A 21,361-nucleotide genomic window follows, 5' to 3' on the forward strand; every position below is an offset into this window, starting at 1 on the left:
CCCCCACGGGCCGGTGGCAGCCGTCGCCACAGCATGCGCCGGCGGTTGCTGTGTGCATCGCTGCCGCGTTGGTGGTCGTCTGGCTCACCGGCATGGGTCAAAATTCCGTGGCTGCCTCCATGATGCTGGTGGACCCGCGCGCCTTCCCTTGGGAAGCCTTTGAAACCTTCGGCGGCCGGCTGCAGGCCATGCTGGCGACCCTGTCCGGTGGCCAGTTGTGGCGCCTGATTACCCCGGATTTCCTGCATTTCAGCTGGACCCACCTGATTTTCAATTCGGTGATGCTCTGGTTTCTCGGCAGTCAGATTGAATGGATGGATGGCCGGGGGCGCCTGCTGGCGCTGTTTGTAGTCGCCAGCCTGGTTTCCAACGTGGCCCAGTACCTGGTGGCCGGCCCGCTGTTCGGCGGATTATCCGGCGTCGTTTATGCCGCTCTGGCCTATTGCTGGCTGAGTCAGCGTCGCTGGCCCCGGTTCCAGTTCCCGCCCGCACTGGTGACCTTTGCCCTGATCTGGTTGGTGTTGGGCTATACACCGTTGCCGGAAATGCTGGGAGTGGGGCGCATGGCCAATGAAGCGCACCTGGGTGGTTTCCTGGCCGGCCTTGCCTGTGCGGCGGTGTTGCCACCGCGCCGGCGGCGGGCATAAAAAAAAGCCCCACCAAAAGGTGAGGCTGTAAAGAGAGCTTGAAAGCTCCTGATGAGAGAGACCAAATGATACGACCGTTGTCATTTGGTAAGATAATGATAATTGTTATCATTTGTTTTTGTCAAACGGATTTGCCGTTTTTTAAGTGAATATTTTTTCAGGAGAAAAGTATGACCTATGAAGAGTTGATTGAGCGGCTGGATCCGACCGTATACCAGAACCTCAAACGATCCCTGGAGCTTGGCAAATGGCCGGACGGCCGCAGAATGTCGCCGGAGCAGCGGGAAATTACCCTGGAAGCGGTGATTTACTACGAGAACAAGCACAACATTCCCGAAGAGCAGCGCACGGGCTTCATCGATCGGGGTGAAAAAGCCGGCACCGCCTGTGACCCGACCGTTAACCTGGGCAAGCAAAAGCCGGACGCCGATTCCGGCCAGTTTACCGAGGTTAAGGTTTGAGCGAGCTCCTGGATATAACCGGCCGGTTACGCAAAATGCCGGTCGGGCCTGAAACACCGGTGAGTTATCAACTGGCGGTGGGTGATGAGCGTATCGCGGTGAACGATTTGCTCGGACGCCGGATCAAGCTGGAGTTTGAGGGTGTCATCCGTTGCATCCATTGCGACCGGAAAACCAAAAAGAGCTTCAACCAGGGGTACTGCTATCCCTGCTTCCGCAAGCTGGCGGCCTGCGACAGCTGCATCATGAGCCCGGAGAAATGCCATTTCCATCTCGGTACCTGTCGCGAGCCGGAGTGGGGCGAGCGCAACTGCATGGTGGAGCACGTGGTTTACCTGGCCAATTCCAGCGGCCTGAAAGTCGGCATCACCCGTGGCAGCCAGGTGCCCACCCGCTGGATTGACCAGGGCGCGGTGGAAGCCATTCCCATGCTCAGGGTATCCACCCGGTATCTGGCCGGCCTGGTGGAAGTGGCCTGCAAGCCCCATGTAAACGACCGCACCAACTGGCGGGCCATGCTCAAGGGCGATGTGCCGGAGCTGGATCTGCCCGCCGAGCGCGAGCGTATCCTTTCACTGATCGCCGACGATCTTGAGCAGCTGCGCGAGCAGCATGGCGCCGACAGCCTGCGTGCCGTGGATGAAACACCGCTGCCGCTGAGTTACCCGGTGCAGGTCTGGCCAGCCAAAGTCGCCAGCCACAATCTGGACAAGACACCGGAAGTGGAGGGCAGGCTGCACGGCATCAAGGGCCAGTACCTGATTCTGGATACCGGCGTCATAAACATTCGAAAATTTACCGGCTATGAAGTCCGGTTCCGGGTATTGGATTAACAAGCCTCTGATGAACCCCGGCCAATGCAATCTGGAGAAAGTGAATGCGAACCGATCAGCCCCAAACCATCTATCTGAGCGAATACCAGGTGCCAGCGTATCTGGTGGACCAGATCGACCTGCGCTTTGAGCTGTTTGAAGACGGCGCCCGGGTACACAGCACGCTCACCATGCGCCGCAATCCTGAGTCCGGGGCCCCGGGCCAGCGCCTGGAACTGGACGGGGACAGCCTGATACTGGAATCCGTGGCGCTGGATGGCCAGACACTCATCCCGGATGCGTATGAAGAGGCTGATGGCAAGCTGGTGATTGCCGATGTGCCCGGGCAGTTCGAGCTGTCGGTCGTGACCTGGATCGAGCCACAGAACAATACCCGTCTGGAAGGGCTGTACAAGTCTTCGGGCATGTTCTGCACCCAATGCGAGGCGGAAGGCTTCCGGTGCATCACCTATTACCCGGACCGCCCGGACGTCATGGCCCGGTTCCGCACCCGGATCGAGGCTGACAGGCAAAGCTACCCGGTGCTTTTGTCCAACGGCAACCCGGTAGAGCAGGGCGAGCTGGAAAACGGTCGTCACTTCGTGACCTGGGAAGACCCGTTTCCCAAGCCGGCGTACCTGTTTGCCCTGGTTGCCGGGGACCTGACGGAAAAACGTGACAGTTTTACCACCTGTTCAGGCCGTGAGATTGATCTGCGCATGTACGTGGAGCCCCGCAACGCCGAAAAGTGTGACTTCGCCATGGATGCCCTGAAGCGCTCCATGCGCTGGGACGAGGAGGTTTACGGCCGTGAATACGACCTGGATATCTTCATGATCGTGGCCGTGGACGACTTCAACATGGGCGCCATGGAAAACAAGGGCCTGAACATCTTCAATTCCTCCTGTGTGCTCGCCAGCCAGGACACCGCCACCGATGCCACCTTCCAGCGGATTGAAGCCATCGTCGCCCACGAGTACTTTCACAACTGGTCAGGCAACCGGGTGACCTGCCGCGACTGGTTCCAATTGAGCCTGAAAGAAGGCTTTACCGTCTTCCGTGATGCCCAGTTCTCCGCCGACGTGGGGTCGCCCACCGTCAAGCGTATTGAAGATGCTACCTTGCTGCGCACCGCCCAGTTTGCCGAGGACGCCGGCCCAATGGCGCATCCGGTGCGCCCGGCCTCCTACATGGAAATCGCCAACTTCTACACCCTGACCATCTACGAGAAAGGGGAAGAGGTGGTGCGCATGATCCACAACCTGTTGGGCCCGGAGCTGTTCCGCAAGGGCAGTGACCTGTATTTTGAACGGCACGACGGCCAGGCGGTGACCACCGACGACTTCGTCAAGGCCATGGAAGATGCTTCCGGCCGTGACCTGAGCCAGTTCCGTCTGTGGTACGAGCAGGCTGGTACGCCGGTGCTCACGGTTGAAGACGAGCATGATGCCGAGCAGGGTATCTACCGCCTGATCATTCGCCAGACCGTGCCGGACACTCCCGGACAGACCAACAAGAAGCCCCAGCACATTCCCTTTGCCGTGGGATTGCTCGATGAGCATGGCCAGGTGCTGCCGCTGGCGCTGACGGCGGATGAGCACAACGCACCGACCGAGCGGGTCCTGGAGATTACCGGGGCAGAGCAGGTCTTCGAATTCCATGGCATCGAGGAACCCCCGGTTCCGTCCCTGTTGCGGGACTTCTCCGCACCGGTGCGTGTTCGTTACCCCTATACCCGTGAACAGCTGCTGTTTCTGATGAGCCACGACACCGACGGTTTCAATCGCTGGGATGCCGGGCAGAAGCTGGCTATTGATGTGATCGAATCGCTGGTTGGCGAGGACGATGGCAAAGAGATCGATCCGCGCCTGGTGGGCGCGTATCGGACCCTTTTGAATGACACTTCCCTGGATCAGGCGCTGGTGGCCAAAATGCTCCAGCTGCCATCGGAGAACTATCTGGTGGAGCTGGCCGATGAAGCCGATGTGCCTTCCATTCACCATGCCCGGGAACGGGTTTTGCAGCACCTGGCTGTGTCGTTGCGTGAGGAGCTGCTGGCCTGTTACCAGCGCCACCAGCAGGCGGGCGATTACCAGCTGACGCCGGAAGCTATCGCAGGGCGCAGTTTGCGCAACACGGCCCTGGGCTGGTTGTTGCATATCGGAGATGTGGAAGCTCTGGCGCTGGCCAGGTCGCAATTCGAACAGGCCGACAACATGACAGACCGCCTGGGTGCGCTGCGGGCGCTGGTGAACTCCGGCTTTGACAAGGAGCGCACCGAAGCGCTTGATGCCTTCTACGAGCGCTTCCAAAATGACCCGCAAGTGGTCGAAATGTGGTTCTCGGTGCAGGCAGCCAGCTTCAAGATGGGGCAGTTGCCGCATATTCGCCACCTGCTGGAGCATGACGCCTTTGACTGGAAAAACCCGAACAAGGTGCGATCCGTAGTTGGAGCCTTTGCCGGCCAGAACCTGCCGGCATTTCATAACCCCGACGGCAGCGGCTATGGCTTTCTGGCAGACGTGGTGCGCCGACTGGACGACAGCAACCCGCAAATCGCGGCCCGGCTGGTTACGCCACTGACTCGCTGGAAGAAGTTCGCACCTGCCTACGGCCGGCAGATGCGCACAGCGCTTGAAAGCATCCGTGACAAGAAGGGGTTGTCCAAGGATGTATACGAGGTGGTGTACAAAAGCCTGGCGGACTGAAGCTGGCCGCCCCGCGGCTCCTTTCATGGCTGCGGGGCGCTTGGCTTTTTCCAGATAGCTCAGCCGGTTAGGGTGCTAACACCAGCTTTATTTATGGCCTGAAGTGTTCTATGTTCTAAATCGAACTGGATGTTTGTCCGACGAAGGGTCCGGACATCCACGATAACCAGCAATAATAAGGAAGAGCACAACATGACAATGAAACTCAAAACCTCCGTTCTGGCGGTCGCAGCTGCCGTCAGCCTTGGCGCCGCCTCTACCTCGGTTTCTGCCCAGGAACAGCGTTTCGTTACGATCGGTACCGGTGGTGTGACCGGGGTTTATTATCCGGCTGGTGGTGCTATCTGCCGTCTGGTGAATATGGATCGCAAGGAGCACGGAATCCGCTGCTCGGTTGAAAGTACCGGTGGTTCGGTTTACAACCTGAACGCCATTCGCCAGGGCGAGCTGGATCTGGCCGTCGCCCAGTCTGACTGGCAGTACCACGCCTATAATGGCACCAGCCAGTTTGAGGATGACGGCGCCAACGAAGACCTGCGTGCTGTTTTCTCCCTGCATCCGGAACCGTTTACCGTTGTGGCCAGCAAGGAATCCGGCATCAAGAACTTTGAGGATCTCGAAGGCAAGCGGGTTTCCGTGGGTAACCCGGGTTCCGGCCAGCGAGCCACCGCCGAAGTGCTGATGGAAGAAATGGGCTGGACCTTGGACAAGTTCTCCCTGGCTGCCGAAATCAAGGCTGCCGAGCAGTCTCAGGCGCTGTGTGACGGCAACATTGATGCTTTCTTCTACACCGTCGGCCATCCCTCCGGTGCCATCAAGGAAGCCACCACGTCCTGCGACAGCGTACTGGTGAACGTCGATAACGAAGCGACCAAAAAGCTGATCGACGACAACCCGTACTACCGTAAAGCGGTAATTCCGGGCGGCATGTATCGTGGCTCTGACGAAGACGTGACCACCTTTGGTGTGGCTGCCACCTTCGTATCTTCCACCGATGTGCCCGAAGATGTGGTCTATCAGGTTGTGAAGGCTGTCTTCGAGAACTTCGACGACTTCAAGCGCCTGCACCCTGCCTTTGCCAACCTGAACAAAGAAGAAATGGTCTCCGATGCCCTGAGTGCTCCCCTGCACCCGGGCGCTGAGAAGTACTATCGTGAAGCTGGCCTGATCGACTGATAGGCCTTTCCATCAGAGCGGGCCCTGGTGCCCGCTCTGATGGTTCTATTCCGGTAATTTCCTTCCGCAGGAACGTTTTATGCCAAAAAAAGACCCCGGTGCCCGGGAAAGCGTTGATGCCCTGAAAGTCGATCAGGTTTTACAGACAGAAACCGGCGGCAGGGCGCTGACCGGACCTTCGGCGGTTTTGCTGTTTATTGTTCCGGTGTGCTGGTCCTTGTTCCAGCTCTGGATTGCTTCACCTCTGCCGTTCATTCTCGATTTCGGTATTTTCAATTCCACGGAAGCGCGCTCCATCCATCTCGCGTTTGCCGTTTTTCTGGCCTATTCGGCCTTCCCCATGATCAAGGGGAAACACACCACCAAGGTGCCCGTTTATGACTGGGTCCTGGCACTGGCGGCCGCCTTTGCCGCGTCCTACCTGTACGTGTTCTATGACCAGCTTTCTACCCGTCCGGGTGCGCCCATCACCATGGACCTTTGGGTTGCTCTCACTGGCCTTGTGTTGTTGCTTGAAGCCACGCGCCGGGCTCTGGGCCTGCCGCTGACCATCGTTGCGGCGGTGTTTATCACCTATTCCCTGGCCGGTCCCTACATGCCGGATGTGATTTCCCATAAAGGGGTCAGCCTGAACAAACTGGCGTCACACCAGTGGCTGGGCACCGAGGGTGTGTTCGGTGTGGCGCTCGGTGTTTCCACCAGTTTTGTGTTCCTGTTCGTTTTATTTGGCGCTTTGCTCGAGCGTGCCGGCGCCGGTAACTATTTCATTAAAATGGCTTACGCCATGCTCGGCCACATGCGTGGTGGTCCCGCAAAGGCGGCGGTGGTTTCCAGTGGCCTGAGCGGCGTGATCTCCGGTTCGTCGATTGCCAACGTGGTGACCACCGGAACCTTCACCATCCCGTTGATGAAGCGGGTGGGTTTCCCGGCGACCAAAGCCGGTGCGGTGGAAGTGGCTGCGTCCACCAATGGCCAGCTGACGCCTCCGATCATGGGTGCGGCGGCATTTCTGATGGTCGAGTACGTGGGCATTTCCTATCTCGAAGTGATCAAACACGCCATTCTGCCGGCGATGATTTCCTATGTGGCGCTGATCTATATCGTGCACCTGGAAGCCTGCAAGCTGAACATGCAGGGCATCGAACGGCCCAACCGGCCGACACTGGCCCAGCGCATGCTGACCTGGGTGGTTTTGTTGCTGGGCCTGAGTGCGCTGACATTGGCCGTTTACTACGGCATCGGCTGGATGAAAACGCTGCTGGGCGATGCCGCTATCTGGGTACTGGGCCCCCTGTTGCTGGCGATCTATATAGCGTTGGTGGGTTATGCCACCCGCTTCCCGGATCTGGAAGAGGATGACCCGAGCAAGGAAATGGGTGCCTTGCCAGAGGTTGGCCCCACGGTTAAATCCGGGCTGTATTACCTGCTGCCGGTGGTGGTATTGGTCTGGTGCCTGACGGTTGAGCGTTTTTCACCGCAGCTGTCGGCCTTCTGGGCGACCCTGTTCATGATATTTATCGTGATCACGCAGCGGCCGCTGAGAGCCTTTTTCCGCAAGCATGGCAGCCTGCCAGCTGAATTTGTGGGCGGTATCGGCGATCTGTTTCATTCGCTGGCCACCGGCGCCCGCAACATGGTGGGTATTGGTGTGGCCACCGCGACCGCCGGCATTGTCGTGGGTACGGTCACACTCACGGGCATTGGCCTGGTAATGACTGAATTTGTCGAGCTGATCTCCGGCGGCAATATTCTGCTGATGCTGATATTCACCGCCCTGATCAGTCTGATCCTGGGCATGGGGCTGCCGACCACTGCGAATTACATCGTGGTCTCCACGCTGATGGCACCGGTGATTGTCACCCTGGGGGCGGAAAACGGACTTCTGGTGCCACTGATTGCCGTGCACCTGTTTGTGTTCTATTTCGGGATACTGGCGGATGACACGCCGCCGGTGGGGCTGGCGGCCTATGCCGCTGCGGCCATATCAGGAGCGGACCCGATACGAACCGGTATCCAGGGCTTCACCTACGATATCCGGACCGCGATTCTGCCATTCATGTTTATCTTCAATACCCAGCTGTTGCTGATCGGGCTGACCGGATGGGTGGATCTGTTGCTGACCATCTTCAGTGCGGTGACCGCCATGCTGGTGTTCTCGGCGGCAACCCAGGGGTTCTGGTTCACCAAAACCCGCTGGTGGGAAACCGTGTTGCTGTTGTTGATTACCTTCACGCTGTTCCGTCCCGGCTTCTGGTGGGACATGGTTTACCCGGAATTTGAGGACCGGCCCGCGACGGAAATCTACCAGCACGTGGAAAATGTGCCGGCAGACAAACCCATTATCCTGCAGGCGTCGGGTATGTCTATTGAGGGGGATGAAACCTCGAAATACGTGCGTCTGACTTTGCCCGAAGGTGACACTCCACAACAACGGCTGATGGAAGCCGGCCTGGAGCTCTCTGAAAGCGGTGACCGGATGAACGTCGATTTTGTCGGCTTTGGCAGTGCCGCTGAAGATGCGGGTATCGAATTTGGATGGACCATTGATACCGTCCAGGTGGAACTGGACCGACCGCCCAAAGAGTGGATGTTCCTGCCGGCGTTGTTGTTGCTGGGCGCCCTGGGTTATGGCCAGATCCGGCGCAAGAAACGGGAAGATGCGCTCGCGCCGTCAACCTGACGGTCGTGCTTCCCGGCCTTGTGTTCGTGTAAACCCGGCATTGCTGCCGGGTTTTTTTCTGTTAGACTCGCTGGCACTCCGGCGTGCGGTTTGTGTCGCACCGCCGTTAACCATGTGATCACTGGTATAGATCACCGCTGAGAATCCCGAGGAGATACCCATGCCCGTAGTGACCCTGCCGGATGGCAGCCATCGCAGTTTTTCCGAACCCGTTACCGTTCACGATGTGGCCGCCGATATCGGCGCCGGCCTGGCCAAGGCCTCCCTGGCCGGCAAGGTGAATGGCAAGCTGGTGGATACCAGTTACCTGATCGAAGACGATGCGGAGCTTGCCATTGTCACGGATCGCGATGAAGAAGGCGTGGATATCATCCGCCACTCCACCGCCCACCTGATGGCCATGGCGGTTCAGGAGCTGTTCCCCGGTGCCCAGGTCACCATTGGCCCGGTGATTGAAAACGGCTTCTATTACGATTTCAAATACGAGCGCCCGTTCACCAATGAGGATCTGGCCCGTATCGAAAAGCGGATGAACGAGCTGGCCAAGCAGGATCTGCCGGTTTCCCGCTCCATCATGTCCCGTGACGAAGCCATCAAGCTGTTCGAGGACATGGGCGAGGAATACAAGGTCCAGATCATTCAGGACATCCCGGGTGATGAGGATCTCTCGTTCTACCGCCAGGGCGACTTTATCGACCTGTGCCGTGGCCCGCACGTGCCCAGCACCGGCAAGCTCAAGGCGTTCAAGCTGACCAAGGTGGCCGGAGCCTTCTGGCGCGGCGACCACAACAACGAGCAGTTGCAGCGTATTTACGGCACTGCCTGGGGTAACAAGAAAGATTTGAAGGCCTATCTGCATCGTCTGGAAGAGGCCGAAAAACGTGACCACCGCAAGGTGGGCAAGAAACTTGGCCTGTTCCACATGCAGGAAGAGGCGCCGGGCATGGTGTTCTGGCACCCGGATGGCTGGTCGCTGTACCAGGAAATCGAGCAGTACATGCGTGCCCAGCAGCACAAGCATGGCTACCAGGAGATCAAGACGCCGCAGGTGGTGTCCCGTACCCTCTGGGAAAAATCCGGGCACTGGGACAAGTTCAAGGACGACATGTTCACCACCGAGTCCGAGAAACACGACTACGCCATCAAGCCCATGAACTGCCCGTGTCACGTGCAGGTGTTCAACCAGGGCCTGAAGAGCTACAAGGACTTGCCCCTGCGTCTGGCGGAGTTCGGTTCCTGCCACCGCAACGAGGCCTCCGGTGCCCTCCATGGCCTGATGCGTGTACGCGGATTCACCCAGGACGACGCTCACATCTTCTGCGAAGAGGACGCCATCCAGGAAGAAGTATCGGCTTTCATCGAGATGTTGCATGAAATCTACGCGGATTTCGGCTTCAGTGAGATTCTGTACAAGCTGTCCACCCGTCCGGAAAAACGGGTGGGTTCCGATGAGGTTTGGGACAAGGCGGAAGCGGCACTGGAGCAGGCGCTCAATCGCGAAGGCGTGGATTGGGAGCTGCTGCCGGGCGAAGGGGCCTTCTACGGTCCGAAAATCGAGTTCTCCCTGAAGGACTGTATCGGCCGTGTATGGCAGTGTGGTACCGTGCAGGTGGATTTCTCCATGCCGGGCCGCCTGGGTGCTCAATACGTGGACGACCACTCCGAGCGCAAAACACCGGTTATGCTGCACCGGGCCGTGCTGGGTTCGTTCGAGCGCTTTATCGGCATCCTCATCGAGGAATACGAAGGCGCGTTCCCGACCTGGCTGGCGCCAACGCAGGTGGCGGTACTCAACATTACCGACAATCAGGCCGATTATTGCCAGAAACTTGCAGAAAAACTGGATTCTGCCGGTTATCGTGTAAATGCTGACTTGAGAAACGAGAAGATCGGCTTTAAAATTCGCGAGCATACTCTTAACAAGGTTCCCTATCTGGTCGTTGTTGGCGATAAAGAAATCGAAAACAATGCCGTTGCCGTAAGGACTCGCAAGGGCGAAGACCTGGGAACCATGTCGGTCGACGAATTCGAGCAACTGTTGAAGCAAGACGTCGAACGCAAAGGTAGAAACCAAACGGAGATCTGATTATCAAACAGCGAGCCAATCGGGGTGGGCGTACTCCTAAAGCGCCCATCAACAACAATATTGACGCAACTGAAGTCCGCCTGATCGACGCCGAAGGCAATCAGGTGGGGATTGTTCCCATTGCGGAAGCACTTGAGAAAGCAGAAGAAGCGTCTCTTGACCTGGTTCAGGTTACGGATTCCGATCCGGTCGTCTGTAAGATAATGGACTACGGCAAGAAAATCTTCGAAGAGAAGAAGGCCAAAGCGGCTGCCAAGAAAAAGCAGAAGCAGACGCAGGTCAAAGAGGTCAAGTTCCGTCCAGGAACTGAAGAAGGGGATTATCAGGTCAAACTACGCAACCTGATACGTTTCCTTGAGAATGGGGATCGCGGCAAGGTCACTATCCGCTTCCGTGGTCGTGAGATGGCACACCAGGAAATTGGTATGCAGCTCATGAACCGGGTTGAGGAAGATGTGTCCGAGCTTGCCCAGGTAGAACAGCGGCCGAAAATGGAAGGCCGCCAGATGACCATGGTTGTGGCTCCCCGCAAGAAGAAGTGAACCTGATTCAGTGACGGCTCCCCCGCCTGTGCGGGGGATTTGTCGTTCAGGGTCACATGTTGTTTTTAAATAATAGAATGCGGAGTTTTAAAAAATGTCCAAGATGAAATCCAAAAGCGGAGCCACCAAGCGGTTCAAGAAAACCGCGAACGGCTTCAAGCACAAGCAGTCCTTCACCAGTCATATCTTGACCAAGAAGAGCCCCAAGCGTAAGCGTCAGCTGCGTGGCACCAAGCTGGTTGCCAAGTCTGATGTAGCTTCTATCAAGCGTATGATCGCCAACTAAGCACTCACTGGTTAAGAAGGATTAAAGTATGGCTCGTGTAAAGCGTGGCGTGGTAGCACGTCGTCGTCACAAGAAAATCATGAAGCAGGCCAAGGGTTACTACGGTGCCCGTAGCCGTGTTTTCCGTGTTGCCAAACAGGCGGTTATCAAGGCGCATCAGTATGCCTACCGTGACCGTCGTAACCGCAAGCGTGCGTTCCGTGCACTGTGGATCTCCCGTATCAACGCGGGTGCCCGTGCCAACGGCCTGTCCTACAGCCGTCTGATCGCAGGCCTGAAGAAGGCAAACGTTGAAATCGATCGTAAGGTTCTGGCCGACCTGGCCATGAACGAGCAGCAGGCATTTTCCGCTGTTGTTGAGAAAGCCAAAGCGTCCCTGTGATCGCTTAAGATCTCAATCGATTACTGATCGATCCGGCGCCGGCTTCATACCCCGGCGCTTTCTGAATAGGGGAAGGGCACGCTCTTCCCCTATTTTTGTTTACAACACCCCATTTCTGGTTTGGAGCAGGGTCAATGGAAAACCTGGAGCAACTGGTTCAGGACGGGCTGAGCGCCGTCGAAAGCGCGGACAGCCTGCAGGCACTTGATCAAATTCGTGTGGAATACCTCGGCAAAAAAGGCGTAATCACCCAGCAGGCAAAGACGCTGGGCAAATTATCTCCCGAGGAACGCCCCGCGGCCGGCCAGAAAATCAACGAAGCCAAGGGCCAGGTAGAACAGGCGATCAATGCCCGCAAAACCGATCTGGAAAAGGCGGCTATTGAAGCCAAACTGGCGGCTGAAACCATTGACGTGACCCTGCCGGGCCGCGGCCAGGATTTGGGTGGCCTGCACCCGGTTACCCGCACCCTGCAACGTATTGAAGACATTTTCGCCCGCGCCGGTTACAGCGTGGAGCAGGGGCCCGAGATCGAAGACGATTACCACAATTTCGAGGCCCTCAACATTCCGGACCACCATCCGGCCCGTGCCATGCACGACACCTTCTATTTCAACCCGGGCACAGTGCTGCGCACCCACACCTCCCCGGTGCAGATTCGCACCATGGAAGATGGCAAGCCGCCGTTCCGTATGATCTGCCCCGGGCGCGTGTATCGCTGCGATTCCGACATGACCCACACCCCCATGTTCCATCAGGTGGAGGGCTTGCTGGTGGAGGAAAACGTCAGCTTCGCCGATCTCAAGAGTACCGTGGAAGAATTTCTGCGAGTGTTTTTCGAACGCGATCTGAAAGTTCGTTTCCGCCCGTCTTACTTCCCGTTTACCGAGCCTTCGGCGGAAGTGGATATTGAGTGGGGGCGCGAGGAAGACGGCAGTATCAAATGGCTGGAAGTCATGGGCTGCGGCATGGTGCACCCGAAAGTATTTGAACATTGCGGTATTGATGCCGAGAAGTACCGTGGCTTTGCCTTCGGCCTGGGCGTGGAGCGCCTGGCCATGCTCCGCTACGGCGTGAACGACCTGCGCATGTTTTTCGAGAACGACCTGCGCTTTTTGCGCCAGTTCCGATAAACGCTTTCAGCGCGCGAAGACGGCAATCAATCAACAGGCAAATGGCATCAGGACAAGGCATAAACCATGAAATTCAGTGAACAGTGGCTGCGCGAGTGGGTTAACCCGAGTTTGGGTTCTCAGGAATTAATGGACCAGATCACCATGGCCGGGCTCGAGGTGGATGGCTTTGAACCCGTGGCTGGCGAGTTCTCCGGCGTGGTGGTTGGCGAAGTTCAATCGGTGGAACCGCACCCGGACGCTGACAAGCTGCGCGTGTGCCAGGTGAGTAATGGCGAACAGACTGTTCAGGTGGTGTGTGGTGCCCCCAACGTGCGTGCCGGCCTGAAAGTTCCCTTTGCCGAAGTGGGCGCGGTACTGCCCGGTAACTTCAAGATCAAAAAAGCCAAACTGCGCGGCCAGCCTTCCCAGGGCATGCTGTGCGCCGAGGCCGAACTTGGCCTGTCCGATGCCAGCGATGGTTTGATGGAGCTGCCCGAAAGCGCTACCACTGGCCAGGATTTCCGTGAATTCATGGGCCTGAACGACATCACCATTGATGTGGACCTGACCCCCAACCGCGCCGACTGCCTGTCCATCAAGGGCCTGGCGCGGGAAGTGGGCGTGTTGAACAGCCTGGCGACCAAGGCCCCCGCCATTGAGGCGGTGGAAGCCGTGCATTCGGAAGTGCCCGACATCCGTATTGAAGCACCGGCCGGTTGCCCCCGGTATTTGGGTAGGATTCTGCGTAACGTGAACCTGACCGCCGAAACGCCTTTGTGGATGCAGGAGAAGCTGCGTCGTTCGGGTATTCGCTCCATCGACCCGGCGGTGGATGTCACCAACTACGTCCTGCTCGAGCAGGGCCAGCCCATGCACGCCTTTGATCGGGATGAAATCAGCGGCGGCATTGTCGTGCGCATGGCGAAACCAGCCGAGAAGCTGGTATTGCTGGACGGCCAGGAGGTCCAGCTGACCGAAGACACCCTGGTGATTGCTGATCACGACAAGCCGATCGCCATTGCCGGCGTGATGGGCGGTGAGCATTCCGGCGTCAGCGAGAAAACCCGCGACCTGGTATTGGAGTCGGCCTATTTTGACCCGATCACCCTGGCCGGCAAGGCCCGGGAGTACGGCCTGCATACCGACGCCTCCCACCGTTTCGAGAGGGGTGTGGATTACCAGCTGGCCCGTGACGCCATGGAGCGCGCCACCCGTTTGCTGATGGACATTGTTGGCGGTGAGCCCGGTGAGATCGTGGAAGTGGCCTCGGACGAGCATCTTCCGAAAGCCCCAAGAATCACCCTGCGCCAGCAGCGCCTGAACGATGTACTGGGCCTGGCCATTGATTCAGCCACCGTTGAAAACATCCTGACCCGCCTGGGCCTGAGCATCGAAGAGGCTAACGGCGAAAGCTGGCAGGTGACCGCCCCGAGCTTCCGCCCGGATCTGGCCATCGAGGAAGACCTGATCGAGGAAGTAGGGCGCATTTACGGCTACAACAATCTGCCGGTGACCGAACCGGTGGGTTCGTTGGGCCTGAGTGTGCGCGAAGAGGCGATCCGCCCGACCTCCGCCATTCGCAATTTCTTCGTGGCCCAGGGCTACCAGGAAGCCATTACCTACAGCTTCGTGGACCCTAAAGTCCAGCAGCTGGTGGACCCGGACCACGAGGGCATTGCCCTGGCCAACCCGATTTCCTCGGACCTGTCGGTGATGCGTACCACCCTGTGGAGTGGCCTGCTGAAAACCGTGGCCCACAACCAGAATCGCCAACAGCCGCGCATTCGCCTGTTTGAAACCGGCCTGCGTTTCGAGCAGACCGAAGAGGGCATTGATCAGCAGCCGATGCTGGCTGGTGTTGTGGTGGGCAACCAGGCGCCGGAGAACTGGATCAATGGTCGCCGTGCCACGGATTTCTTCGATGTTAAGGGTGAACTGGAAAGCCTGTTTGACCTGCTGGGCATTGAAGTGGAATTTCTGCCGAGCCAGCATCCGGCCCTGCACCCGGGCCAGACCGCCGAGCTGATCCGCGACGGTGAGCATGTGGGGTGGCTGGGCACCCTGCATCCGCAAGTGCAGAAAAATCTTGAACTTAATGGCACGATCCTGATGTTTGAGCTATTCTTGAATTCGATCGTTACCGGATATGTGCCTAATTTCAAAGCCATTTCAAAATTCCCGGAAGTTCGGCGGGATCTGGCTATTATTATCGGGAGCGATGTCCCGTTCGCCAAGGTTGAACATGTGGCTCGAATGCATGCTGGCGAACACCTGACGGCGTTGCGTGTGTTTGATGTTTACGAAGGCGAAAGCCTGGGTGAGGGCAACCGTAGCCTGGCGCTCAGCCTGTTCTGGCAGCATCCGGAGCGCACGCTCAACGAAGACGAAGTTCATACGCTCTTCAACGGCGTGATCGACGCCTTGAAAGAAGAGCTGGGGGCAACACTGAGGAGCTAAACGATGGCGGCTTTGACGAAGGCGGACATGGCGGAACGCTTGTATGAAGAGTTGGGCCTGAACAAGCGCGAAGCCAAGGAAATGGTGGAAGCTTTCTTTGACGAAATCCGAAGCGCACTCAGCCATAACGAGCAGGTGAAATTGTCGGGTTTCGGCAACTTTGACCTGCGGGACAAAAAGCAGCGGCCGGGCCGCAACCCGAAAACCGGTGAAGAAATTCCCATCAGCGCACGGCGTGTGGTGACTTTCCGGCCCGGGCAGAAACTGAAACAGAAAGTGGAAGCATATGCTGGAACCCAGTCATAACAACGAATTACCGGCGATTCCCGGTAAACGTTATTTCACCATTGGAGAGGTGGCGGAGCTTTGCGCGGTCAAGGCGCACGTTCTTCGGTACTGGGAACAGGAGTTTCCACAGCTGTCGCCAGTCAAACGCCGTGGCAACCGCCGGTACTACCAGCGGGCGGATGTGATCACCATCCGTCAGATTCGCAGTTTGCTGTATGATCAGGGTTTCACCATTGGTGGCGCCAAACAGAAGCTGAGCGGCACCGAGCTGAAGGACGACACCTCCCAGTACAAACAACTGATCCGCCAGATGATCACGGAACTCGAAGAAGTTCTGGAAGTGCTGAACACGCCGACCCGCTAGCCGTTTGTCCCCGAGTAACAAAAAGGCCGGAGAGCACTTGCTCCCCGGCCTTTTTGTTTCCCCAAGCCTCAACCCCTGACAGGCTGGAGCTTACTGCTTTTTGCAGGTTTTGATGCCCAGCAGGCTGTAAGCCGGACAGTTACCGATTGCAGCCGTTGCCAGCGGTATGATGCCAATCCAGCCCCAGGGTGTTTGCGGGCCAACGAACACCAGTGCGATCAATACCACACCCACAATGGCACGGATAATCCGGTCTGCGGAACCCATATTGACTGTCATCTCTGAACCTCCTTCTCGTTTGACTATAAGCTTAGAATAGCCTGTAGTGCCCGGTTGTTCAGTGATAAAGTCACACTCAACCTTTCAGCAGTATAAGGACTTTCCCGATGGCGGCGCACAGCATTTTCGATACCCTGAACGATGCTCTCAAACGCGAAACCCTGAGTGATGTGCAGGTGATGCGTTTCGAGCCGGGACAGGTGTTGTTCCGTGCCGGCGAGCACTGCCAGGGCCTGCCGCTGGTGATCAAAGGCGGGGTGAAAGTGCAGATGACCGGAGCCTCCGGCCACAGTATTGTGCTTTACCGGATGACCTCCGACGATATCTGCACACTTTCCATTGGCTGCCTGATGACCGGCCGGGGCTATCGGGCCGAGGCGGTGGTGGAAGCTGAAACCGAAGCGGCCATGATTCCCCGGCCGCTGTTTGACAACCTGATGCAGCAATCGGCGGATTTCCGCCTGGGGATTATGGAATCCTACGGCCGACGCCTGGATGATCTGATGCTGCTGGTGGAAGAGGTGGCTTTCCGTCGAATGGATGAAAGGCTGGAAGAATGGCTGCTGGCCCGGGCTCGTAAAGGGCAGAGTCTTCTGAAAATCACCCATCAGGAACTGGCCGTTGAATTGGGCACCGCACGGGAAGTGATCAGCCGGCTGCTCAAGGAGCTGGAACGCAAGGAATTGGTCCACCTTGCCCGGGGCCGGGTGGAAGTAACCGGACTGATGAACCGTCCGCCTGCCCCCTGAAAGACAGGGAATGTTACATGCCCCGGTCTTTCACGCTCTCCATCACCACGAAGGTACTGGTCTGTAGCACGTGAGGCAGGCTGGACACCTGCTCCCCCAGCACCTGCCGGTATTCGGCCATGTTGCGGGTGCGTATTTTCAGCAGATAATCAAAATTCGCCGCCATCATATGGCATTGTTCCACTGCCGAGATTTGCCGGACTGCCTCGTTGAACGCCGACAGCGCCTTGCTGCTGGTATCGTTCAGTGTGACATGGGCAAATGCGACATGGTTCAGCCCCAGCTTGGTCTGGTTGACCGTGGCACTGTAGCCGGTGATATAACCCTGATCTTCCAGCCGGCGCATGCGTACCTGGCACGGGGTTTTGGACAGCCCGACTTTGGAGGCGAGTTCCGTTACCGTGATGCGGGCGTTCTTCTGCAATTCCCGAATGATCGACAGGTCAATTCTGTCCAGATCCGCCATGGCTGCTATCCTTTTGGTAGTCGATTTATGCGGGCGTTAGCCAAAGTTCCTGATTTTACCCTGAGCGCAAGTCGAAAGGTACGAATACTACGTAGAATAAAGTAATTAATAATAGTGCATGGGGTGCTAACAGGAAAAAGGGTTAGTCAGCCTTGGCTAGAATGGGGCCAGTATTCCAATAATCAGGAGGGTAGACCATGACTCTGAACCAAGCTTCGGCACCAGAGCTCCAGGAACTGCGCCAGGCAATCCGCAACAATTACCTGGCAGACGAGTATCAAGTCATTCACAAGCTGATCGATGACGCCCAATTGAGTGACGAGGAGCGGGCGGCCATTTCCGCCAGTGCTGCCGAACTGGTTCGCAGCGTGCGGGAAAATGCGCACCCGACCATCATGGAAAAATTCCTCGCCGAATACGGCCTGACCACCAAAGAGGGCGTGGCATTGATGTGTCTGGCCGAGGCCCTGCTGCGGGTGCCGGACAACCTGACCATCCATGACCTGATTGAAGACAAGATCACCTCCGGTAACTGGGGTGGCCACGTTGGCAAGGCCAAATCCGGCCTGATCAACACTGCCACGGTGGCACTGCTGATGACCAGCAACCTGCTGAAAGACTCCGAGCGCCAGAGTGTGGGCGACACCCTGCGCAAGATGGTCAAGCGCATGGGTGAACCGGTGGTGCGCACGGTTGCCGGCCAGGCCATGAAAGAAATGGGCCGGCAGTTTGTTCTGGGCCGGGATATCGAAGAGGCCCAGGAGCGCGGCCGTGCCCAGGAGCAGCGGGGTTACACCTATTCCTACGATATGCTGGGCGAGGCCGCCCGCACCGACGCCGATGCGCTGAGATACTTCAATGCTTACTCCGGGGCAATCGACAGCATTGCCAAACGCTGCGAAGGCGACGTGCGCACCAACCCGGGGATTTCCGTCAAACTGTCTGCGCTGTTGGCCCGTTACGAGTACGGCCAGAAAGAAAGGGTGATGGAGGAGCTGTTGCCCCGGGCTCTGGAGCTGGCGAAAAAAGCCGCCCGCGCCAACATGGGCTTCAACATCGACGCAGAGGAGCAGGATCGCCTGGACATCTCTCTGGATGTCATTGAAGCCATTCTGGCCGATCCGGAGCTGGAAGGCTGGGACGGCTTTGGCGTTGTGGTCCAGGCCTTCGGCAAGCGCTCGGCTCAAACCCTCGACTGGCTGTATGCACTGTCCGAGAAGCTGGATCGCCGCATCATGGTGCGCCTGGTAAAGGGCGCCTATTGGGACGCGGAGATCAAGCGCGCCCAGGTCATGGGCCTGAGCGATTTCCCGGTATTTACCCGCAAGGTATGCAGTGACGTGTCCTATCTGTCCTGCGCCCGCCAACTGCTGGGCATGACCGACCGGATTTATCCGCAGTTCGCCACCCATAACGCCCACTCGGTCTCGGCGGTGCTGCATCTGGCTGCTGACCTGGACCGCTCCAAGTTTGAATTCCAGCGCTTGCACGGCATGGGTGAATCCCTGCACGACCAGGTGATTGAAGACAGTGGCGTGCCTTGCCGCATTTATGCTCCGGTGGGCGCCCACAAGGACTTGCTGGCTTACCTGGTGCGCCGCCTGCTGGAAAATGGCGCCAACAGTTCGTTTGTGAACCAGATTGTCGACACCAGCATCACCCCGGAAGAAATCGCCCGGGACCCGATTGATGCCGTTAATGAACTTGGCCACGATTTGTCCAGCCAGGTTATTGTGCCGCCGGCGAAAATCTTCGGTGAGCAGCGCCGCAATTCCAAGGGCTGGGATCTGACCGACTCGGTCACCGTGGCGGAGCTGGATGAAGGCCGTGGTCGTTACAAGCACCACCAGTGGCAGTTCGGACCGGTGTTTGCCGGTACCGCTTCCGGTGGTGACACCATCGAAGTGCGGAATCCGGCCCGTCCTGAAGACGTGGTCGGTCATATCACTTACGCATCGGAAGCGGATGTCAGCGCCGCACTGGATGCCGCCCAGGATGGCTTCAAGGAGTGGTCGGCGGTTCCGGCGGAAAAACGTGCGGAAATTATTCGCAAAGTCGGGGATCTGTACGAGGAAAACGTACACGAACTGTTCGCCCTGACCACCCGCGAAGCCGGTAAATCCCTACTCGATGCCGTGGCGGAAGTACGCGAGGCCGTGGATTTCGCCATGTTCTATGCCAATGAAGGTATTCGCTACAAGGATGCCGGTGAAGCGCGCGGCGTGATGTGTTGTATCTCGCCCTGGAACTTCCCGCTGGCCATTTTCACCGGCCAGATTCTGGCCAACCTGGCCGCCGGTAATGCGGTGGTGGCCAAGCCGGCAGAGCAGACCTCGTTGCTGGCAGTTCGGGCTGCCGAACTGATGCACGAGGCTGGCGTACCAAAAGCCGCCATGCAGCTGCTGCCAGGTGATGGTGCCACTGTGGGCTCGGCGCTGACTTCCGATCCACGGGTGACCGGTGTGTGCTTCACCGGTGGCACCGACACCGCGCAGATCATTAACAAGGCGATGACCGAGAACATGGCGCCGGATGCCCCACTGGTGGCGGAAACCGGTGGCCTGAACGCCATGATTGTCGATTCTACCGCACTGCCAGAGCAGGTAGTGCGGGACGTGCTTGCCTCTTCTTTCCAGAGTGCCGGCCAGCGTTGTTCGGCGCTGCGCATGCTGTATGTGCAGAAAGACATTGCCGACAATCTGCTGGAAATGCTCTACGGTGCCATGGAAGAGCTGGGCATTGGTGACCCCTGGCAGTTGTCTACCGATGTGGGGCCGGTCATTGATGAAGAGTCCCGGAAGAAAATCGTGGACCACTGCGCCAAATTCGAGCAGCAGGGCAAGTTGCTGAAGAAACTGGATGTGCCGAGCGATGGCTTGTTTGTTTCACCGGCGGTGCTACAGGTGAGCGGTATTGAAGAGCTGGAAGAGGAAATCTTCGGGCCGGTGTTGCATGTGGCCACCTTTGAAGCCAAGGACATCGACAAGGTGATTGATGCCGTGAACGGCCGTGGCTACGGCCTGACTTTCGGTATTCACAGCCGGGTCGATAGCCGTATCGAGCACATTGCCAGCCGCATCCACGTGGGCAACACCTACGTGAACCGTAACCAGATCGGGGCCATTGTCGGCTCCCAGCCGTTTGGTGGCGAAGGCTTGTCCGGTACCGGCCCGAAAGCCGGTGGTCCCCAGTACGTGCGCCGCTTCATGAAAGGCGAGGTGGTTGAGAAGCCAATGGCTTCCACTGATCAGGTCGTTACCGACGACGATGCCCAGAAGCTGATCGATGCCGTGGCGAACATCGAGGTACCGGAACCGGAGGGCCGTCAGGAAGCCCTCAAACCCTACTTTGGTGAGGTGCCGGCACCGCTGGACGAAGGCTACGAGGAAATGCCGGGGCCGACCGGTGAGCAGAACCATCTGTACTGCCATGCCCGTGGCGTGGTGTTGTGCCTGGGGCCGGATGCCAAATCGGCCTCCGAACAGGCCGGTGTGGCGCTGTCTCAGGGCAACCGCGTAGTCGTCATTGCCCCGGATGCCGAACAGGCCATGGCCGAGGCTATTGCAGCGGGCCTGCCGGTGGTGGCCAAAGACGGCGTGCTGGACCCGGATGCGCTGACCACACTGGAAGGTTTCGCGGCCGCCGTGAGTGTTGCCGAAAAGCCAATGCTCAAGCAGTACCGCTTCGCCCTTTCCAAGCGTGACGGTGCCTTGCTGCCGCTGATCACCGAGCACAAGCTGGATCAGCGCTACGTGATCGAGCGCCATCTGTGCATCGACACCACGGCAGCGGGAGGTAACGCCAGTCTGATTGCCTCCGCTGAGTAACAGCAACAGGTAGGGGCGCGTCACTAGAGCGTTTCC

At 58.1% G+C, this 21,361-nt stretch carries 18 protein-coding genes; 16 read left to right on the top strand and 2 right to left on the bottom strand.

Annotated elements, in window-relative coordinates; translation table 11 throughout:
• Positions 1 to 92 precede the first annotated feature (92 nt).
• The 14 genes from BMZ63_RS04040 (at position 93) to BMZ63_RS04105 (ending at position 16,004) form a co-directional block, all read left to right on the top strand.
• Positions 93 to 647 (top strand): rhomboid family intramembrane serine protease, encoded by a 555-nt coding sequence (locus BMZ63_RS04040; RefSeq protein ID WP_227663506.1) that lies wholly within the window; start codon positions 93 to 95, stop codon positions 645 to 647.
• Positions 648 to 817: 170 nt separating this feature from the next.
• On the top strand, positions 818 to 1,108 hold the full coding sequence (locus tag BMZ63_RS04045; RefSeq protein ID WP_091702018.1) for a YeaC family protein: 291 nt from the start codon (positions 818 to 820) through the stop codon (positions 1,106 to 1,108).
• A complete protein-coding gene (locus BMZ63_RS04050) occupies positions 1,105 to 1,941 on the top strand; it encodes a DUF2797 domain-containing protein (RefSeq protein WP_091702021.1) in 837 nt (278 codons plus the stop codon). Before BMZ63_RS04045 ends, BMZ63_RS04050 begins: the two co-directional genes overlap by 4 nt.
• 44 nt (positions 1,942 to 1,985) lie before the next feature.
• The gene (gene pepN / locus BMZ63_RS04055; protein ID WP_091702023.1) at positions 1,986 to 4,628 is read left to right on the top strand and encodes an aminopeptidase N; all 2,643 of its coding nucleotides are present in this window, start codon (positions 1,986 to 1,988) and stop codon (positions 4,626 to 4,628) included.
• 192 nt (positions 4,629 to 4,820) lie between these two features.
• Entirely contained in the window at positions 4,821 to 5,804 is a 984-nt protein-coding gene (locus BMZ63_RS04060) for a TAXI family TRAP transporter solute-binding subunit (RefSeq protein ID WP_091702025.1), read from the top strand.
• A gap of 79 nt (positions 5,805 to 5,883) precedes the next feature.
• Positions 5,884 to 8,484 (top strand): TRAP transporter permease, encoded by a 2,601-nt coding sequence (locus BMZ63_RS04065; RefSeq protein ID WP_091702028.1) that lies wholly within the window; start codon positions 5,884 to 5,886, stop codon positions 8,482 to 8,484.
• A 160-nt stretch (positions 8,485 to 8,644) separates the two neighbouring features.
• A complete protein-coding gene (gene thrS, locus BMZ63_RS04070; protein ID WP_091702030.1) occupies positions 8,645 to 10,570 on the top strand; it encodes a threonine--tRNA ligase in 1,926 nt (641 codons plus the stop codon).
• Positions 10,567 to 11,112, top strand: a complete 546-nt coding sequence (gene infC, locus BMZ63_RS04075; protein WP_091702033.1) for a translation initiation factor IF-3 — start codon at positions 10,567 to 10,569, stop codon at positions 11,110 to 11,112. Before thrS ends, infC begins: the two co-directional genes overlap by 4 nt.
• A 94-nt stretch (positions 11,113 to 11,206) precedes the next feature.
• Positions 11,207 to 11,398 (top strand): 50S ribosomal protein L35, encoded by a 192-nt coding sequence (gene rpmI / locus BMZ63_RS04080; protein ID WP_091702036.1) that lies wholly within the window; start codon positions 11,207 to 11,209, stop codon positions 11,396 to 11,398.
• Positions 11,399 to 11,426: 28 nt separating this feature from the next.
• Positions 11,427 to 11,780, top strand: coding sequence for a 50S ribosomal protein L20 (gene rplT / locus BMZ63_RS04085; RefSeq protein ID WP_091702039.1), 354 nt, complete (start codon positions 11,427 to 11,429; stop codon positions 11,778 to 11,780).
• 134 nt (positions 11,781 to 11,914) lie between these two features.
• Positions 11,915 to 12,913 carry a phenylalanine--tRNA ligase subunit alpha gene (gene pheS, locus BMZ63_RS04090; RefSeq protein WP_091702042.1) on the top strand — a complete coding sequence of 333 codons (999 nt, stop codon included), beginning with the start codon at positions 11,915 to 11,917 and terminating at the stop codon, positions 12,911 to 12,913.
• A gap of 66 nt (positions 12,914 to 12,979) precedes the next feature.
• Complete coding sequence (gene pheT, locus BMZ63_RS04095; RefSeq protein ID WP_091702045.1) at positions 12,980 to 15,352, top strand: phenylalanine--tRNA ligase subunit beta; 2,373 nt, start codon at positions 12,980 to 12,982, stop codon at positions 15,350 to 15,352.
• Positions 15,353 to 15,355: 3 nt separating this feature from the next.
• On the top strand, positions 15,356 to 15,658 hold the full coding sequence (ihfA, locus tag BMZ63_RS04100) for an integration host factor subunit alpha (protein WP_091702048.1): 303 nt from the start codon (positions 15,356 to 15,358) through the stop codon (positions 15,656 to 15,658).
• Positions 15,639 to 16,004, top strand: coding sequence for a MerR family transcriptional regulator (locus tag BMZ63_RS04105; RefSeq protein ID WP_091702050.1), 366 nt, complete (start codon positions 15,639 to 15,641; stop codon positions 16,002 to 16,004). The genes ihfA and BMZ63_RS04105 overlap by 20 nt, the downstream gene beginning before the upstream one ends.
• Positions 16,005 to 16,094: 90 nt before the next feature.
• On the opposite strand, the gene BMZ63_RS04110 is transcribed toward BMZ63_RS04105, so the two are convergent.
• A complete protein-coding gene (locus BMZ63_RS04110) occupies positions 16,095 to 16,283 on the bottom strand; it encodes a YgaP family membrane protein (RefSeq protein ID WP_091702053.1) in 189 nt (62 codons plus the stop codon).
• Positions 16,284 to 16,390: 107 nt separating this feature from the next.
• Between BMZ63_RS04110 and BMZ63_RS04115 the strand changes: the two genes are divergently transcribed.
• Positions 16,391 to 17,032 (top strand): Crp/Fnr family transcriptional regulator, encoded by a 642-nt coding sequence (locus BMZ63_RS04115; protein ID WP_091702055.1) that lies wholly within the window; start codon positions 16,391 to 16,393, stop codon positions 17,030 to 17,032.
• A gap of 13 nt (positions 17,033 to 17,045) precedes the next feature.
• Here BMZ63_RS04115 and BMZ63_RS04120 read toward each other — a convergent pair whose 3' ends face one another.
• Positions 17,046 to 17,498 carry an Lrp/AsnC family transcriptional regulator gene (locus BMZ63_RS04120; protein WP_091702058.1) on the bottom strand — a complete coding sequence of 151 codons (453 nt, stop codon included), beginning with the start codon at positions 17,496 to 17,498 and terminating at the stop codon, positions 17,046 to 17,048.
• Between the two features lie 197 nt (positions 17,499 to 17,695).
• Between BMZ63_RS04120 and putA the strand changes: the two genes are divergently transcribed.
• The gene (gene putA / locus BMZ63_RS04125) at positions 17,696 to 21,325 is read left to right on the top strand and encodes a bifunctional proline dehydrogenase/L-glutamate gamma-semialdehyde dehydrogenase PutA (RefSeq protein ID WP_091702061.1); all 3,630 of its coding nucleotides are present in this window, start codon (positions 17,696 to 17,698) and stop codon (positions 21,323 to 21,325) included.
• Positions 21,326 to 21,361: the final 36 nt, after the last annotated feature.

Origin of the sequence: Marinobacter persicus (genome assembly GCF_900114155.1) — a bacterium.
GTDB classification, from domain to species: Bacteria; Pseudomonadota; Gammaproteobacteria; order Pseudomonadales; family Oleiphilaceae; genus Marinobacter; species Marinobacter persicus.